Raw genomic sequence first — 16,232 nt, 5'->3', positions numbered from 1 at the left:
GAACAACCATAGCTGGGCTGGCCGTCAAAAAGCCTCCGAAACGCTAACATTGGCTGCAGCGCTAGGGATCCTCGGTGTACATCAGCGTCATCATTCCCACCTACAACCGCCTTCCCATCTTGCAGCAGTGTCTGCGAGCCTTGGCGCAACAGCAGCCCGGCCCCTACGACGGCTACGAGGTGGTGGTGGTAGACGACGGCTCCACCGACGGGACGGTGGAATGGCTGCAGAGCCAGCCGCCGGCCTTGCCGCCCCTGAAACTCTTGTGCCAAGAGCACCGCGGCCCTGCTGCAGCTCGCAACCTGGGGTTTCGCCACGCCCAGGGATCCATCATCGTCTTCATCGATAGCGACCTAGTGGTGGTGGATCACTTCCTGGCCGCCCATGCCCAGATGCTGCGGCGGCATGGGGTTACCGGCAATCCCAACTCGCCCCACGAAGCCAAGGTCTTCACCTACGGGCGGGTAATCAACACCTGCAACTTCCAGGATCCCCGCTCCGAGCCTTTCAAGCTCACCGACTTTTCGGCCGCTTTTTTTGCCACCGGCAATGTGGCTATTGCCCGCCACTGGCTAGAGCAGGTCTGCGAAACCCCCGCCGGCCCCTTCGACGAGCGGTTTCACCTCTATGGCTGGGAAGACCTGGAGCTGGGGGTGAGGCTCAAGCGCCTGGGTTTGCGGCTGGTCAAGTGTCCCCAGGCCACTGGCTACCACTGGCACCCCCCCTTTGAGCTGCAGCAACTTCCAGCGCTCATTGAGCGGGAGCGGCAGCGGGGCCGCATGGGCATCCTTTTCTACCAAAAACACCCCACCTGGGCGGTGCGTTTCATGATCCAGCTAACGCCCCTGCACCAAATCCTTTGGGGCCTGCTGTCGCTGGGGGGCTGGTTGAACGAAAAGCGACTGGAACCGCTGCTGCGCTGGCTAATCCAGAAGGGACAATCCCAACTGGCCCTAGAGCTGTGTCGGATTTTCTTTCTCAACTGGTATAACGTGCAAGCAGTTTATGCCGCTTACAGGGAAATAAAGGCGCGAAACAGCGGCACCCACTTGGCCTGAGCCACCAAGAGCGTCGGGTAGGTCAGCTGGCCATAGTCCTTGCCCACCCTCAAAGGCTGGCCGGGATCCGGGTCAGCCGGGCCCAGAGGCTCCCACACTGCGCCAGCTCCTTTCGCAATAGCCCACACTGCCGCCACATCCCAGATCTTAGGCGAGCGCTCCACCGCGCCCAAAAGGCTGCCGCTAGCCACCAAGAGCAAGTTGTAGGCAGCTCCCCCTAGCATGCGCGCCTTGCAGGGAAATTCCGGGCTAATCCAATGGCCGCTGCGGGAGCAAAAATTAAACAGTTGGTTGGGGCCAGGTGGAGCGGTGCTGGGGCGGATGGGTTGAGGACAAGCAGGATGCTGGTCGTGGCGGGTGAGGAAAGCCCCTGCTGGGGCATCCCCGGGAAACTGGGGCCAATAGCCGTAAAAAGTCTGGCGGATAGGTGGCAAATGGACACAGCCAAACACAGGCAGGCCCCAGTGCAGCAACGCCAGCGAGCTGCCCCAGATGGGGATCCCGTGGGCAAAATTGGTGGTGCCATCGAGGGGATCCACCACCCAGCACCACTCTGTCTCGGGGAAGATGTGGTTTGACTCCTCGCTCAAGTAGCCGTGATCCGGATAAGCAGCGGCAATTGCCTCCTGAAAGGCTCGATCGGCCCACTTGTCGGAAGAGGTTACTAAGCTGCCATCCGCCTTTTCCGTGGAGCGTGCCTGGCCAAAGTCGGCTAGAAGCTGAGAGCCCACCCGGGCTGTCAGCTGGAGGGCAAACTCGGTGACCTCGCGCCAAAAGGAGGAAAGCTCCATGCTCTAATCCTAGCGGCAGCCTAAGTAGCCCAGGATCAGCCAGATCCTCTCTTCCCCGACCGCCTTCAGCTCCAAGCCGACTAGAATCGCTGACAGGTCTGCCACAGCCGGCCTTCCTCCTCCATGAACCCGCAACTGATTGGACAACTGATTGGCAACCGCTACCGGCTGATCCGACCCATCAGTGAGGGGGGGTATGGCCAGGTGTTCGAGGCAGTGGATACCCAGCTTGGCAACGAGGTGGTAGCTGTCAAGTTGCTGCGCCCGCCGCCGCCGGACATGGGGCCGGAGTACTACCAGCAACTGCAGCAGCGTTTCCTGGACGAGGCAAGGGTAAGTGCTTTGCTGGGGGAGCACCCCAACATTGTGCAGGTACGCTCCTACGGCCTGTACCAAAACCAGCCCTACCTGGTGATGGAGTACCTAAACGCCAAGCCCTACACGGGCCAAGGTTTGGACTCCGTGCTGGCGCAAGAGGGCCCTCTGCCTCCTGAGCGGGTGGTGAACTTGGCCTTGCAAATTTGCTCAGCCTTGCACCATGCCCACAACTTCCACATGGATCTAGGCAAACACTCCATTCGCGGCGTTATCCACCGCGACATCAAGCCGAGCAATATCTTCGTGCAAAAGGGTCCTGACGGCAAGGAGCGGGTCAAAATCCTCGACTTCGGCATTTCCAAGCTCATGGGAGAAGCCTCTCGCCGCTTGACGCAGACGGGCTATTTTCTGGGCACGATGGTCTACGCCTCCCCGGAGCAAATGCGAGGAGAAAAACTAGATGCCCGCTCCGACATCTACTCCCTGGGGGTGGTGCTGTACGAGTTACTCACTGGCAAGCTTCCCTTCGAGCCCGACACCGATACCTTGCAGGGCTGGTACCACGTCCATAACTTTCAGCAGCCCCGTCCCCTGCGAGACCATCCCCTGCCTCACCCTATCCCCGAGGCGCTGGAAAAGGTGGTGCTGCGTTGTTTGGAGAAAGACCCTGCCCTTCGCCCCGCCACTATGGAAGAGCTGGCTCAAGAGCTCCAGGCTGTGTATTCTCCGCGGCATATCCCCGCGGGCTTTGGCGGGCAAGGGACTCCACAGGCTCCCTCCAGCTCGGAGGCAGATGAGAAAAAGCTGCAGCAAGCCGTGCATTGGATCGAGGCAGGCGAGTACAAGAAGGCCGTCCGCCTCCTCAGCGAGCTAATCCAGAAAACTCCCAACGACGCCCGCTACTATCTCTACCGCGGCCTGGCTCACCAACGGCAAGGCCATTGGGGTCTTGCCCAGATGGACTACCAAGGGGTGCTGCGGCTGGAACCGGGCAATCCCTTTGCAGAACAGGGGCTACGCGAGGTCGAGCAGCAGGTGGGTTCTGACCACAGACCTACCCTGTTTCCTACAGCTACACCTCGGCGGGGCAGAAGGTTGGCCTGGGCTTGGCTTTTGGCCAATGGGGCAGCAGCTGGCGGCGGCTACCTAGGGTTGGCGGCTTTGGCTCCGCTGCTGGTTCCTTTCGGATCCCTCCAAGGGGCGGTGGTTGGGGCTGGTCTTGGCCTGATGACGGGGCTACTGCAGTGGGCAGTGCTGCGGCGGCAGGTCTCTTGGCGGTGGGTGGCGGCTACGCTGCTGGCTACAGCTGTGGGTTGGCTGGCAACAGATCTCCTAGCTCCTCAGGTGGAGGGGGTGATCCCTGTCTTGGATCCGAACGATCCCTGGATCCAGAGGATCCTCCCAGCGATGGCTAGCCCCCTACGCGGCTTGCTGGTGGGTCTTGGCGTCGGTGGGCTGCAAGGGATCCTACTGGCTCGACAGGGGAAAGTTGCCTGGGCCTGGCTCTTAGCAGCAGGGGCAGAAGGGGGAGGAGCGGCTTTGCTCATGGGCTTGCTGTTGGCTAGCTCTGCTGGGAGCCCCTGGTTGCTGCTCCTTGCAGGTCTTTTGGCCTCTACCCGTCCCCTTAGCGCTCTTGTGCTTTTGTATTGGTGCCGCAAGTAGTAAAGACTCCAAACAACAAGAAAGCCCTCTCCTGAGGGCCTCCTTAGGGATACTGTTTGCGCCGTTTTACCGTTGTTTTCGACCTGGAAAATCCACGATAGGACATCGGGGATGATATTGATAGTTTCCAAACCAAGTTTGGCTTACTACTCTCACATCCACACCCGTCCTAATTGCCAAAGGGTATCGATCGCAAAAACATAACGGCAGCCACCAACGCCTCAGTATCCTCTGGCCATCTTACCCCATTCCCCTGCGGGATCTGTCAAGGGCCTACCAAGAAGTCACTCTTCGGATCCCCTGCTCTGTGGCTTTTTGGGGTACGGTAGGAGCATGCGGGTTAGGTAGCTCCCGCAAAGGGGAGAATCTCTGCGTGCATCCGTTTTGGAATGTCCCCATTGAAACGTCCTTCTAGCCATGCTGGGTTCTCTGTTGGACAACATCTACGGCGCCTGGTTCCTGCCAGAACGTACCTTTCGCTTGCTGCGGCAACAGCCTGTCCTCTGGCAGGCGTTTGGGGTGGTAGCGCTGCTTAACCTCCTCGAGGCCATTCGCCGCTTCGGGTTCAACCTGCCGAGCCTAGTACTGGCAGTCCTGGCGGGATTCCTGGGCTGGGTGAGCTTGGCAGCTTTGTTGCAGGGCCTGGCCTTTTGTTTTGGGCGGGCTGCCCCCTCCTTTGCGGCCCTGCTTTGCCTGACGGGTTTTGCCGGCCTGCCCTGGCTCCTGCTAGGGCCTGCCCAAGCTTTGGGCGGGGTTGCCGGATCTCTGTTGGGCTTGGTGGCCCTGGTGTGGTTCGGGGTTTGGCAAGTGCGGGCGGCGGCGGTGGCCCTGGATCTGGAGTGGTGGCGTTTGGTAGGCCTGATCCCGATGGCCTTTCTGGGAGGGATCCTCTCCCTGAACTGGTTGACCAGTGGCCTCTTGGCCTTGGCCTCTCTGGGCTAGAGGTTAGCTAGGTACTCGTTGCAGCTCCGGTCTTTCCTCAGGGAGGATGGCGCCCTCTACGGGGCAAACCTGGAGACAGATGCCACAGTCAATGCAAGCAGCAAAGTCGATCCAGAAGTAGTCGGTGCCTTTGGCATTTTTGCCGTTCCCAGGGTGAATACAGGCAACCGGGCAAGCCTCCACGCAGTCGGCAACGCCTTCGCAAACGTCAGTAACAATGGTGTGCGGCATGGATCCCTCCCGCGGACGCTTCTTAGTCCTGTTGGCCAAGGCAGCTAGCCTCAAGTCCGTCCGCCCTCTGCCCCTGCATGGCGGATGGCTTTGTCATTCTAGGCGAAAACGAGCGTAAATTCTTGGGGAGCCACCGCCAAAGAGCGCACCCGCAACTGCTAGCGAAGGCGGGGAGAGAGGGTGGAAGTTTGGGCTAAGCTTTCCCTGAGGGAATCCAAATTAAACGGGAGCGGCAGCCATGCGGTGCTCGTGGCCCCTGGCGCTAGGCCTAGGTTGGGTGCTCACCTGGTCGAGTGCTAGCCTACCCACCTGGTCCCAAGGTGTGCAACAGCAAGCCTCGCTGGCCTGGACTGAAGCCTACGTGGCAGCGCTGGAGCGCCAAACAGACCTGGTGCTGACCCGGGAGCCACTGTCAGCCCCTCTCACCCGCCTGGAATTGGCCCGGTGGTTAACCGAATTTTTCGGCTACGTGCCCAACCCCAAGCAGGTGCAAGAGATTCGCGACCTTGAGCCCAATACCCCTGACTATTGGACGGCGCAGGCGGTGCTACAGGCAGGGGCCATGCGTCTTTACGAAGGCAACGAGTTCCGCCCCCAAGGGGATCTCACCCGCCTAGAAGCTCTAGCCATCCTGGTGCGGGCCTTGCGATTGCCTGCTCCCAGCCAGGCTGACATCGAGCGCTGGATGGCTCTGTACACCGACGCTGCTGAGGTGCCAGAGGTGGGGCGAGCTCTTGTGGCTATGGCAGGGGAAGCGGGCCTATTGGTGAATGTGCCGGATCCCGCCAAGCTGCGGCCCAACCGGATCCTCAGCCGTGGTGAAGGAGCAGTGCTGCTGCACCAGGCGCTGGTACATCGCGGAAAGCTGCCGCCTCTGCCGCCTCCAGTAGCCCAACTGCGTCCTTCCCCGGCGCCAGTGGCCAAAAGCGTTCAGCCTGAAATCTTGCAAACACGAGTCATTCCTGAAGCGGGAGTGGTGCTGCCAGGGCAAACCCTGACGGTCGAGGCCCAGGGCACCCCCAACGGCAAGGCCAGCGTGGATATCGGCGACCTGGTGCGGGGCTTGCCCATGGAGGAGGTGCAGCCTGGCTACTACCGCGCCGTTTACACCCTTGGCCCCCAAGACAGCGCCCTTAGCCCCGACATCCGCATTCAACTTAGCCTCAACGGGCTGGAGACCCGTGTTCAGCGGCGGCTCCCCCAGTTGGCCTTGGGCAAGGTCGCTCCCCCGAGAGTCGAGCCGCTGTTTCCTCCTTCGACCCCTCTGCCCCAGCCGGCCCCTGCCCCTCCTACCCCCCTGGCCGCCAGCCACGGCCCTCGCATCACGGCCATTCGCCTGCATCCCCAGCGCGACCTAGTGGAAGGAGATATCCTCACCATCGCCATCTGGGGAGACTCAGGAGGAGTGGCCCAATTTGACCTGGGCAACCTGGCCCTAAACCAGCCAATGCGGGAGGTGCGGCCTCACCACTACGAGGGCACCTACGTGGTGGCTCCCACCCACCAGGCCACCAATCCCACCTTGCGGGTTGTGCTTACCAAAGACGGCCTCAGCCAGGAGTACCGGGAGATCTTTCCTTTCTCAATCGATGGATCCAAAGGAACCCGCCCCACCATTCAGCCGGCTTCTGGGCCTGTGGTCGCCGGGCCGCCTCGGATTTTCAGCGTTACCACCAACAGCACCAACCTGCGCAGGGGCGAGATCCTCAGAGTAACAATGCAAGGGGATCCCGGAGGGCGGGCCGCTTTTCGTATTGTCGGGGTAACTCCCGAGGTAGAGATGCGGGAGGTGGCACCGGGCCTCTATGAAACTCAGCAGCAACTGCCCTCCAACATGCAGCCAGTTAACAACGGCATCATCGAGGTAATCTTGGAGCGGGGCGGGCAAAGGGCCATCCAAACCAGCCCCTCGCCCATTACCATTGCTCCTTGACCATGCGATCTCTCTAGGGCTGGCCCGTGTGGGAGGGGCCAACTAAAAACAGCATGATTCCTGACGCAGGGAGATCTAGTACGCCTTTGCCGCTTTTTCAACCAACACCCCATAGACCTTGGGGCTACAAAGTCAAGGATGGTATGTCCCATCGGGAAGAATCGTGCCCGTCAAATCTTTGAACCATCCCCATCCAAGATTGAGCCTGGCACCTGCTAGGTTGGCTTCCCTAAGCTGAGTGCCCAGCAGCTTGGCCCAGCTCAGGTCGGCCCCACTTAGGTTGGCTTGGCTCAAATTAGCCTCGTCCAAATCAGCCCCAATGAGCTGAGCTCTGCTCAGGTTGGCCCCAGTGAGGTTGGCACCTCTTAGGTTGGCGCCTCTCAGGTCGGCCCCAGCCAGGTTAGCTTCTTGCAGATGGGCTCCGCGCAGGTCGGCATCGCGCAGATCGGCCCTGCTTAGGTCGGCCCCAATTAGGTTAGCGTCGCGCAGGTCGGTTCCATATAGGTTGGCTTCACCCAGGCTAGCTCTGCTCAGGTTGCTCCCGCTCAAGTTGGCCCCGCTCAGGTCAGCTCCGCTTAGGTTCTTCAGGCCGGCCTGACTGTTGACGATTTCCCAGACTAACCGCCACTTGGTGTCTAGCTGGGTTGTCTCAGAAACAACTGACCTCCTTAGGCCAGCTCTGTCCAAGTCAGCCTCCCTTAGGTTGGCCCCGCTTAAGTTAGCCCCGCTCAGCTTGGCCCCCCTTAGGTTGGCTCCCCATAGGTAGGTTCCGCTCAGGTTGGCCTCACTCAAGTCTGCTCTGCTCAGATTGGCCTCGCTTAGGTTGGCCTTGGTCAGGTCAGCTCCGCTCAGGTCAGCCTTGCTCAGGTCGGCTCCACTTAGGTTCTTCAGGTTAGCCTGACCGTTGACGATTTCCCAGACTAGCCGCCACTTGGGGTCTAGCTGAGTCGTTTCAGAAATAACCGACCCCCTCAGCTTGGCGTTGCTCAGGTCAGCCCCGCTCAGGTTGGCCTCCCTTAGGTTAGCCCCACCCAGATCAGCCTCCCTCAGGTTGACCCCGCTCAGGTCGGCACCGCTCAGGTTGGCTCTGTATAGATTCTTTAGGCTGGCCTGACCGTTGACGATTTCCCAAACCAGCCGCCACTTGGGATCTAGCCGGGTTGTTTCAGAAATAGCCGACCCCCTCAGCTTGGCCCACCTCAGGTTGGCTCCCCTCAAGTCGGCCTCACTCAGGTTGGCTCCGCTCAGGTTGGCCCAGGTTAGTTTAGCTCTGCTCAGGTTGGCCTTGCTCAGGTTGGCCCCCCTCAGGTCGGCACCGCTCAGGTTGGCTCTGCTCAGGTCGGCCCCCCTCAAATTAGCCCACCGGAAGTCTCGCTCGCTAGCGCCATACTTCGCTCGAATATCTCCAACCTGTCGCAGGGGGATCTGGTACTCCTTTGCCACCTGCACGTGCCGGGGATCAAGCGATTTCAGGAGTGTCTCCCAAGCAGCAAACTTCACTTCCCAATCCCCATCTTCGTGCAGGGCTTTGATGAGAAGCTGCGCCCCTTCTTCTCCATGGTGGAGAGCCTCTTTAAGGGCCTCGATGCGGACCTGGGGATCCGGACTGGCCAGGGCTTGTCGAGTAGCCACCAGGTTACCCAAGGCTCGATCCAATCCGCCAGGCCCTTGTCCGCCCGAAACAGTATTGAAGTTTTCCGCCACCGTACTGCCTCCTGGCTAGACGTTAGCTTGGCCTCAACAGCCACATGCTGCCTCGTGAGAGTAAGTCAGCCCCCTCGAAAGCAGGGATTCTTTCAAGCACTCTGGGCCGATAGAGACGAGCACTTAGTGGAGCCGAGCCCAGATAGATCCCACCCAGCCGCCATGGAAGTGAAATCCACACCCACAAATTTTTGCCGTAATCAGCAGACCCTCCAACTGTCGCCAATTCCAACAGTCTGAGTAGAGCCAAGTCTTGAGTCTACTTGTGCAGAATGTACTCCCTGGCTAGACGGCTACCTCAAAGGGATCGGCGCTGGGCTGGATCTGGGTGGACAGTTTGGGAATTACCTGCAGCTTGAACTGTTGCTCGAAGACCTTTTTCTTCTCGTTCAAGCTCCACAGCTCTAGGGCGCAGTCGTCGTTGGGATGCTTGGGATCCAAAATTAGCTCCATGCGGCGGGGGCCCTCTCCCAAAAGCTGGAAACGGCAGTGCACCGCTTGGATGGCCTGCAGGCGGCGGCGATCAAGAGCACAGGCTATGCGCAGCAAGGGGCTAAGTTCCAGTACCACTTGGCGATCCCGCTCGTTGGTGAGGCGCTGGAAGTTCTCGTGCTTCTTCTTGGGGGGCGACTTACGGTGGTAGCGGGCTAGGTTGGCAATCACCTCCACCTCTTCCTCGTTGAAGCCCAAGAGTTCCCCGTGGCGGATGAGGTAGTAGGAGTGTTTATGGTGGGCGGCATGGCTGATGAAGTGGCCGCAGTTGTGCAGCATGGCCGCCGCCCAGAGGAGAGCTCGCTCCCGGGATCCCCAGCCGTGCAAGATGCCACGGGTTTGATCGAAAAGGCTGAGGGCAAATTCTGCCACCCGCTCGGCATAGGGGATCTCGACTTGGTATTTCTCTGCCAACTTGAGGACGCTACGCCGCCGCACCGAGCTGTGGTAGCGCAGCCGATCTTCAATTAACCCTTGGCTGATCATCCAATCCACGATCAGCCCTTCCCGCAAGGCCCGCTCGCAAAACTGGATCTGCTCCACCCCCAGCAGGGTCATCACTTCCTCCAAAATGACCGCCCCAGCTAGGATAATCTCTCCCCGCCTTTCCCCTAGGCCAGGTAGCTTTTGCCGCTCGGCCACGGTGAGGGAGCGCAGCTCCTTGATGTAGCCGCGCAGGGCTTCCAGGCTAAACCTGTACCCGTGCAGGCGAGTGGGGGGATCGCCCAGGCGGCGGCGGGCATCCAACTGGGCCAGGCACTCCACGGTGCCGGAGGTGCCCACCAAGGCCAGGGATCCCGCCTGGGGGGACGACTCGACAATGCGCCGCATCTGCTCGATGGGAGCTTCCAACATGCCGCGAATATGCTGCCGCAGCGCCTGCAGCTCACCAGCCGTAGGCGGGTCGTGGTGCAGGAAAGCTTGGGTCAGGCGCACCGCTCCCACCTTGATGCTGCGCAGAAACTCCGGCTCTTGGCCGTTGCCCAAAATCAGCTCAGTGGAGCCGCCACCGATATCCACCACCGCGTGCAGCCGGTTGTGGAACTCCATGGCCGAGAGCACGCCCAGGTAGATGCGGCGGGCTTCCTCCTGCCCTGAGATGAGCTCCACCCGCAGGCCCAGCTCCCGCTCAATCCGCTTCAAAAACTCCGGCCCATTGGGGGCTTCGCGCACGGCACTGGTGGCCACCGCAACAATATCCTGCACCTGAAAGCTTTCGGCAATGCGGCAAAACCGCTCCAGAGCCGTCCGCGCCCGTTCCATGGCAACAGGCGTAAGGGCACCTGTCTGGCTGCAAAACTCCCCCAGGCGGACGGTGGCTTTTTCGCGGGAGATGATGGTGAAGCTGGGGATGTGGGGGTTGATGCGCACCACCACCATGTGCAGAGAGTTGCTGCCCACATCGATGGCGGCTATGACGGGGGCAGCTCCCGCGTCTGCAATGGAGAGCGGCTTCAGTTCAGAGGCCGCAGAGCGTGTAGCGAGGTTGGCAGGCGAGAGGCTCATGAAGCGAAGGTAGGGGTGGCAACACTTCTAGAATACTGTGCGCTTTTGCCCCTTTTTCTTGGTCAACCGCTGGCTTTAAGGGCATCTCAGCCAGCCAGCTGTTGGTTGTCCTCCTTGGGGCTGCCCTTGCCTCAGCCTAAGATTAAGTACGAAGTTGTTACCGCGGGTTCCGATGTCTCGACCAGCCGAATCGCCTCAACAGGCCAGTAGTCCTCTCAAGCTGCTGCGTACTCAGGAGTCTCCCAAGCTGGAGCGCATTCGCCATACCACCTCCCATGTGATGGCTATGGCGGTGCAGAGGCTGTTTCCCAAGGCGAAGGTAGCCATCGGCCCGACAACCGACTACGGCTTCTACTACGATTTCGACCACCCCGAGCCCTTCACGCCAGAAGATCTGGAGCGCATCAAAAAGGAGATGCAGGCCATTATCAAAAAAGGCTTGCCGGTGATCCGCGAGGAGGTGACTCGAGAAGAAGCTAGACGCCGCATCGAGGCTCTTGGCGAACCTTACAAATTGGAGATCCTTGAGAGCATCCCCGAAGGCGAGCCAATCACCATCTACCACCTGGGGGACGAGTGGTGGGATCTCTGTGCTGGCCCCCATGTGGAAAACACCAACGAGCTCAACCCCAAGGCTTTTGACCTGCTCAGCGTGGCCGGCGCCTACTGGCGGGGAGATGCAACCAAGCCTCAGCTACAGCGCATCTACGGCACGGCCTGGGAGACGCCGGAGGAGCTAAAGGAATACAAGCGGCGGCTGGAAGAGGCCAAGCAGCGGGATCACCGCAAGCTGGGCAGGGAGCTGGGGCTATTTATCTTTTCCGACGAGGTGGGACCGGGCTTGCCCCTTTGGACTCCCAAGGGAACCCTTCTGCGCTGGGTGCTGGAGGATTTTCTCAAGCAAGAGCAGCTCAAGCGGGGCTACTTGCCAGTGGTCACCCCCCACATTGCCCGCGTGGATTTGTTCAAGATCTCCGGCCACTGGCAAAAGTATCGGGAAGACATGTTTCCCCTGATGGCAGAAAGCGAGGAAGCGCGGGCGGCAGAGCAAGGCTTTGTCATGAAGCCGATGAACTGTCCTTTTCACATCCAGATCTACAAATCGGAGCTGCGATCCTACCGCGACTTGCCGCTGCGCTATGCCGAATTCGGCACCGTCTATCGCTACGAACAGTCGGGGGAACTGGGGGGCCTGACCCGCGTTCGCGGCTTTACGGTGGACGACGCCCATCTCTTTGTCCGGCCCGATCAGTTGGAGGAGGAGTTTCTCAATGTTGTGGATCTAATTCTGGTAGTCTTCGACAAGCTCAAACTCAAGAATTTCCGTGCCCGCCTCAGCTTTCGCGATCCCAAGTCTGACAAGTATCTGGGATCGCCGGAAGAATGGGACATGGCTGAAAATGCCATTCGCCGTGCTGTGGAGAAGTTGTCGATGCCCTATTTTGAAGGGATCGGAGAGGCAGCTTTCTACGGGCCGAAGCTGGACTTTATCTTCCGCGACGCGCTGGATCGGGAGTGGCAGTTGGGCACGGTGCAAGTAGACTACCAAAACCCGCAGCGCTTTGATTTGTACTACATAGCTGAAGACGGATCCCGGCAGCGGCCGGTAATGATCCACCGCGCTCCCTTTGGCTCGCTGGAGCGGCTCATCGGGATCCTCATTGAAGAGTATGCGGGGGATTTTCCCTTTTGGCTTGCGCCGGAACAGGTGCGCATTTTGCCCGTTTCCGACCAATACCTGGGCTATGCCATCCAGGTGCGGGATCAGCTGCGGGAGCACGGGATCCGCGTCCACATCGATGCCGACAGCGAGCGCCTGCCCAAAAAGATCCGCAATGCCGAGAAGGCCAAGATCCCCTTCATGCTTATTGTGGGAGAACAAGAACAGGCAACCGGCACGGTAAGCGTGCGGCAGCGCCACGGAAAAGACCTGGGATCCCTGACAGTGGCTGAGTTCCTGGCTAAGGCGCAAGCGCTTGAGTAGAACCTGCCTGGGAATGGCTTCTTGGGGCTGCTGCAGCCGCCCGTTCCTGGGCCAGGGCCGCCCGCCGTTGTTCTAGATCATGGGGAGAGATGCGTCCATAGGTCACGCTCATCTCGGCCAGCCGCTGGGCCAGCTCTGGGCGCAGCATCTCCTCGCGGTAGCGCCAGGCCCAGTTGTTTTCGGCTCTGCCGGGAAAGTTCATGCGCGCCTCTGCCCCCAAGCCCATTACGTCCTGGAGGGGAATAATGGCCAAATCGGCCACGGAAGCAAGGGCCAGGCGGATGAGATCCCAGTGGATGCCAGCGGATCCCTGGCAGCCCAGGTAGCGCAGCAGGTTCTGCTTCTCCCACTCCGGGCGATCCGGATCCTCAAACCAACCCACTATGGTGTTGTTGTCGTGGGTACCCGTGTAGACGACGAAGTTGCGCTCGTAGCTGTGGGGCAGGTGGGGGTTGTCGGGGCCGGCGCCAAAGGCAAACAGCAGGACCTTCATGCCGGGCAGGCTGAATTGATCCCGCAGTTGCACCACCTCTGGCGTAATCTCTCCTCCTAGATCTTCGGCAATGATTGGAATTTCCCCCAGCTTGTCGGCCAACGCCTGAAAGAAATCCGCTCCCGGTCCCTTTTGCCACTCGCCTTCCACCGCCGTTTCTGCCTTGCTGGGAATAGCCCAGTAGCTCTCGAAGCCGCGGAAGTGGTCAATGCGCACATAGTCCACCTGCTTGAGGATGGCCTGGATGCGCCGGATCCACCAGTCGTAGCCGCGAGCCTTAAGCACCTCCCAGTTGTAGAGGGGGTTGCCCCAGCGCTGCCCAGTGGGGCTGAAGTAATCGGGGGGGACGCCGGCTACCCATAGGGGCCGCCCCTCTTCATCGAGCTGAAACAGCTCCCGGTTGGCCCACACGTCAGCACTGTCGGCGGCAACATAGATGGGTACATCGCCAATGAGCTGCACTTGATGCTGGTGGGCATACTCCCTTAGGGATCTCCACTGCTGGGCAAACAGATACTGCCAAAACATCTGGCGGGTGACTGCGTCGGCGTAGCGGTCGCGGGCCTCCTGGAGAGCAAGGGGATCCCGCTGGGCTAGGGCTGGAGGCCACTGAGTCCACTCTTGCTCGCCATACACCTCTTTGAGAGCCATGAAGAGAGCGTAGTCCGGTAGCCAATCCGCCTCCTCGGCACAGTAGGCGTGAAAGGCTTCCCAGTCAGCAGCGCTAGCCTTTTCCTTGAAGGTGGCCCAGGCCCGCTGCAAAAGACCCAGCTTGAAGGGGATGACAATCCCGTAGTCCACCCGCTCAGCATCCCCCGCCTGGATGGCCGGCCACTGGGGCAGATCCTCCCAGGCGTTGGCCTCCAGCCAGCCAGCTTCGACCAGTAGCTCCGGGCTAATCAGCAGCGGGTTGCCGGCAATGGCAGAAAAGCTCATGTAAGGGGAGTTGCCCCAGCCAGTGGGCCCCAGAGGCAGCACCTGCCAGAGGCGCTGGCCGCTTTCTACCAGAAAATCCACAAACCGATAAGCAGCCGGCCCCAGGTCGCCAATGCCAAAGGATCCCGGCAGCGAAGTGGGGTGCAAGAGGATCCCACTGAGTCTGCCCCTGCGCATGGCTGTGCCTTTTTGCCCAAAAGGTATTCCACCGCCTATGCTGTCACTTTTGCAGCTTGATGGAAAGTCCCCGCACGCCCAAGCTAGCTCCTCAAGCCTTGACCGACAGCCCGGTGGCAAGCCCGCACCTCTTCGAGAGTAAACAGGCGGCGAAAGGGAATCCCCATCTGGCAAAAGCGAGCTTCTGCCCCTTCCTGCCGGTCGACTAAGGCGAGGATTCCTTCTGCCCGATAGCCTGCCGCGCGTACCCGCTCTACAACCTTGAGGGCAGAGCCACCCGTAGTGACGACATCCTCCAAGATCCACACTCGACTCTCGGCTGGCAGTTCTGGCCCCTCGATCCAGGCCTGGGTGCCATGAGCCTTGGGCTCTTTGCGGACAATCAGGGCTGCTAGGTTAGCCGGCTGGGCATAAAGAGAAGCCAAGCTCACTGCCGTCACCAGGGGATCTGCCCCCAGCGTCATCCCAGCAACCGCCGCTGTTTCAGGAGGCAATAGCCGATGAAGCAGGGATCCAGCCAGGTAGGCCCCCTGGGGGTGGAGGGTGACCGGCTTGCAGTTGATGTAGTAGGAGCTCTGCCGCCCGGACGTGAGGGTAAAGGATCCCTCGCGGTAGGCCAGCTGTGCCAGCAAATAGAGCAATTTCTCCCGCGCCTCAGCCGGGGAAAGGTTTAAGGGGGAACACTCCAGTAACAACACAGCAGGGATCCAAGTTTTTCCACTGCACCCGTTGCAACGATAAACGATAGCCGAAGACGGCAGCCCAACAAAGAAGCCCGATCCAATCTGGAAGGGCAGGTACTTTTACCAACGGAAGGAAAGGAGTAGAGTAGAACAGCAGAGTCTCTCAACTACGAGGATCCCATGACGCGAGGCTTTGGACCCTTTGGCAAGATTCAGGAAGCCCTCAAAAAAGCTCAAGAGGTGCGCGACGGCGCCCAAAAGCTGCAAAAAGAGCTAGAAGAAATGGAAATTGTTGGCGAGGCCGGCAATGGCTTGGTGAAGGTGACGGTCAACGGCAACCAGGAGCCCCTTAAGGTGTCCATAGATCCCCAAGTCCTCCAGGAGCCAGTGGATGTGGTGGAGGACTTGCTGCTGACGGCAATGGTGAATGCCTACACCCAGTCGGCTGAGACGATGCGCAAGCGCATGGAGGAACTGACGGCGGGTATCAGCCTGCCGGGGCTGGGCTAGTCCTGTGTACACTCGCCCTTTGGCTCGCCTAATCGAGGAGCTACAGCGCCTGCCCGGCATTGGCTCCAAAACCGCTCAGCGGCTCGCCTTGCACTTGCTCAACAGGCCCGCCCACGAGGTCGAGGCCCTGGCCCAGGCCCTGCTGGAAGCCAAGCAAACCGTTAAGCACTGCTCCATCTGCTTTAACTGGTCGGCAGAGGATCCCTGCGAGATCTGCCGCTCCCCCCAGCGGGACCGACTGCTCTGGTGCGTGGTGGCCGATGTCAGGGATCTCATCGCCGTAGAGCGAACGCGCGAGTTTAAGGGTCTCTACCACGTATTGGGGGGCTTGATCTCGCCCATGAATGGGATCGGGGCTGAGCAGTTGCGCATTCGCGAACTGGTGGCACGGGTGGCGCGGGAGAAGCCCCAGGAGCTCATTTTTGCCCTCAGCCCCAGTGTGGAGGGGGAGGTCACCATGCATGTGGTTAAAGATTACCTGAAGCCGGTTGCCCCCAACCTGCGCATGACTCGTCTAGCTTTTGGCCTGCCCATGGGATCGGAGTTGGAGTATGCCGACGAGGTTACCCTGGCCCGAGCCTTGGAAGCGCGGCAGGAGCTGTAGCAGCAGGCTGCCGGAAGGACTGGCTGGGGAGCTAGTCGGTGAAGCCCAGGATCCAAACTCTCCTAGATAGGATCAGAGCTGGCAAGGCGTTCCGGGAGGCGGGTGGTGGCGCTAAACACTCTGCCCAAATAGCCGCAAGTAGCTCTCTAGCCCCCCAGCCAAGAGGGGCCTTGCCAAGTTAGCCAGCAGGGATCCCACCTCTAGCCTG

The 16,232-nt window shown here is 60.3% G+C and carries 13 protein-coding genes and 1 other RNA gene; 7 read left to right on the top strand and 7 right to left on the bottom strand.

Annotated elements, in window-relative coordinates; genetic code table 11:
- The first annotated feature begins 74 nt into the window (after positions 1-74).
- Positions 75-1,058 carry a glycosyltransferase family 2 protein gene (locus NW804_RS01765; protein ID WP_414422704.1) on the top strand — a complete coding sequence of 328 codons (984 nt, stop codon included), beginning with the start codon at positions 75-77 and terminating at the stop codon, positions 1,056-1,058.
- On the opposite strand, the gene NW804_RS01760 is transcribed toward NW804_RS01765, so the two are convergent.
- Positions 1,013-1,849, bottom strand: a complete 837-nt coding sequence (locus NW804_RS01760) for an inositol monophosphatase family protein (protein ID WP_414411025.1) — start codon at positions 1,847-1,849, stop codon at positions 1,013-1,015. The two genes, NW804_RS01765 and NW804_RS01760, sit on opposite strands and share 46 nt — an antisense overlap.
- A 123-nt stretch (positions 1,850-1,972) precedes the next feature.
- On the opposite strand from NW804_RS01760, the gene NW804_RS01755 reads away from it, so the two are divergent.
- Positions 1,973-3,829, top strand: a complete 1,857-nt coding sequence (locus NW804_RS01755) for a protein kinase domain-containing protein (RefSeq protein WP_414422703.1) — start codon at positions 1,973-1,975, stop codon at positions 3,827-3,829.
- Between the two features lie 45 nt (positions 3,830-3,874).
- Here NW804_RS01755 and ssrS read toward each other — a convergent pair.
- A non-coding RNA gene (gene ssrS, locus NW804_RS01750) (6S RNA) lies at positions 3,875-4,060 on the bottom strand.
- Positions 4,061-4,246: 186 nt separating this feature from the next.
- Here ssrS and NW804_RS01745 point away from each other — a divergent pair.
- Positions 4,247-4,771 (top strand): hypothetical protein, encoded by a 525-nt coding sequence (locus NW804_RS01745; RefSeq protein WP_414393172.1) that lies wholly within the window; start codon positions 4,247-4,249, stop codon positions 4,769-4,771.
- Positions 4,772-4,774: 3 nt separating this feature from the next.
- On the opposite strand, the gene NW804_RS01740 is transcribed toward NW804_RS01745, so the two are convergent.
- On the bottom strand, positions 4,775-5,002 hold the full coding sequence (locus NW804_RS01740) for an indolepyruvate ferredoxin oxidoreductase subunit alpha (RefSeq protein ID WP_414393171.1): 228 nt from the start codon (positions 5,000-5,002) through the stop codon (positions 4,775-4,777).
- Positions 5,003-5,240: 238 nt separating this feature from the next.
- Between NW804_RS01740 and NW804_RS01735 the strand changes: the two genes are divergently transcribed.
- On the top strand, positions 5,241-6,935 hold the full coding sequence (locus NW804_RS01735) for an S-layer homology domain-containing protein (protein WP_414422702.1): 1,695 nt from the start codon (positions 5,241-5,243) through the stop codon (positions 6,933-6,935).
- 132 nt (positions 6,936-7,067) lie between these two features.
- On the opposite strand, the gene NW804_RS01730 is transcribed toward NW804_RS01735, so the two are convergent.
- Both NW804_RS01730 and NW804_RS01725 read right to left on the bottom strand, forming a co-directional pair.
- Entirely contained in the window at positions 7,068-8,639 is a 1,572-nt protein-coding gene (locus NW804_RS01730) for a pentapeptide repeat-containing protein (RefSeq protein WP_414422701.1), read from the bottom strand.
- A gap of 285 nt (positions 8,640-8,924) precedes the next feature.
- Positions 8,925-10,637, bottom strand: a complete 1,713-nt coding sequence (locus NW804_RS01725; protein ID WP_414411412.1) for an HD domain-containing protein — start codon at positions 10,635-10,637, stop codon at positions 8,925-8,927.
- Positions 10,638-10,809: 172 nt separating this feature from the next.
- Here NW804_RS01725 and thrS point away from each other — a divergent pair, with 172 nt between their 5' ends.
- Complete coding sequence (gene thrS / locus NW804_RS01720) at positions 10,810-12,621, top strand: threonine--tRNA ligase (protein WP_414393164.1); 1,812 nt, start codon at positions 10,810-10,812, stop codon at positions 12,619-12,621.
- Here the strand turns inward: thrS and malQ are convergent.
- Positions 12,599-14,227, bottom strand: coding sequence for a 4-alpha-glucanotransferase (gene malQ, locus NW804_RS01715; protein WP_414420246.1), 1,629 nt, complete (start codon positions 14,225-14,227; stop codon positions 12,599-12,601). The genes thrS and malQ overlap by 23 nt on opposite strands.
- Positions 14,228-14,310: 83 nt before the next feature.
- Positions 14,311-14,925 carry an orotate phosphoribosyltransferase gene (pyrE, locus tag NW804_RS01710; protein ID WP_414405508.1) on the bottom strand — a complete coding sequence of 205 codons (615 nt, stop codon included), beginning with the start codon at positions 14,923-14,925 and terminating at the stop codon, positions 14,311-14,313.
- A gap of 165 nt (positions 14,926-15,090) precedes the next feature.
- On the opposite strand from pyrE, the gene NW804_RS01705 reads away from it, so the two are divergent.
- Positions 15,091-15,420, top strand: coding sequence for a YbaB/EbfC family nucleoid-associated protein (locus NW804_RS01705; protein WP_414411018.1), 330 nt, complete (start codon positions 15,091-15,093; stop codon positions 15,418-15,420).
- 4 nt (positions 15,421-15,424) lie between these two features.
- Positions 15,425-16,024, top strand: coding sequence for a recombination mediator RecR (gene recR / locus NW804_RS01700; protein WP_414393157.1), 600 nt, complete (start codon positions 15,425-15,427; stop codon positions 16,022-16,024).
- Positions 16,025-16,232 lie beyond the last annotated feature (208 nt).

The sequence above is a fragment of the Synechococcus sp. WC10meta genome (assembly GCF_047461475.1).
This window is presented reverse-complemented; position numbering and strand designations above follow the sequence as displayed.

Coding starts and splice junctions, on each gene's coding strand:
- NW804_RS01760 (WP_414411025.1), bottom strand. CDS start 1,849: ATGGAGCTTTCCTCCTTTTGGCGCGAGGTCACCGAGTTTGCCCTCCAG.
- NW804_RS01755 (WP_414422703.1), top strand. CDS start 1,973: ATGAACCCGCAACTGATTGGACAACTGATTGGCAACCGCTACCGGCTG.
- NW804_RS01745 (WP_414393172.1), top strand. CDS start 4,247: ATGCTGGGTTCTCTGTTGGACAACATCTACGGCGCCTGGTTCCTGCCA.
- NW804_RS01740 (WP_414393171.1), bottom strand. CDS start 5,002: ATGCCGCACACCATTGTTACTGACGTTTGCGAAGGCGTTGCCGACTGC.
- NW804_RS01735 (WP_414422702.1), top strand. CDS start 5,241: ATGCGGTGCTCGTGGCCCCTGGCGCTAGGCCTAGGTTGGGTGCTCACC.
- NW804_RS01725 (WP_414411412.1), bottom strand. CDS start 10,637: ATGAGCCTCTCGCCTGCCAACCTCGCTACACGCTCTGCGGCCTCTGAA.
- thrS (WP_414393164.1), top strand. CDS start 10,810: ATGTCTCGACCAGCCGAATCGCCTCAACAGGCCAGTAGTCCTCTCAAG.
- malQ (WP_414420246.1), bottom strand. CDS start 14,227: ATGCGCAGGGGCAGACTCAGTGGGATCCTCTTGCACCCCACTTCGCTG.
- NW804_RS01705 (WP_414411018.1), top strand. CDS start 15,091: ATGACGCGAGGCTTTGGACCCTTTGGCAAGATTCAGGAAGCCCTCAAA.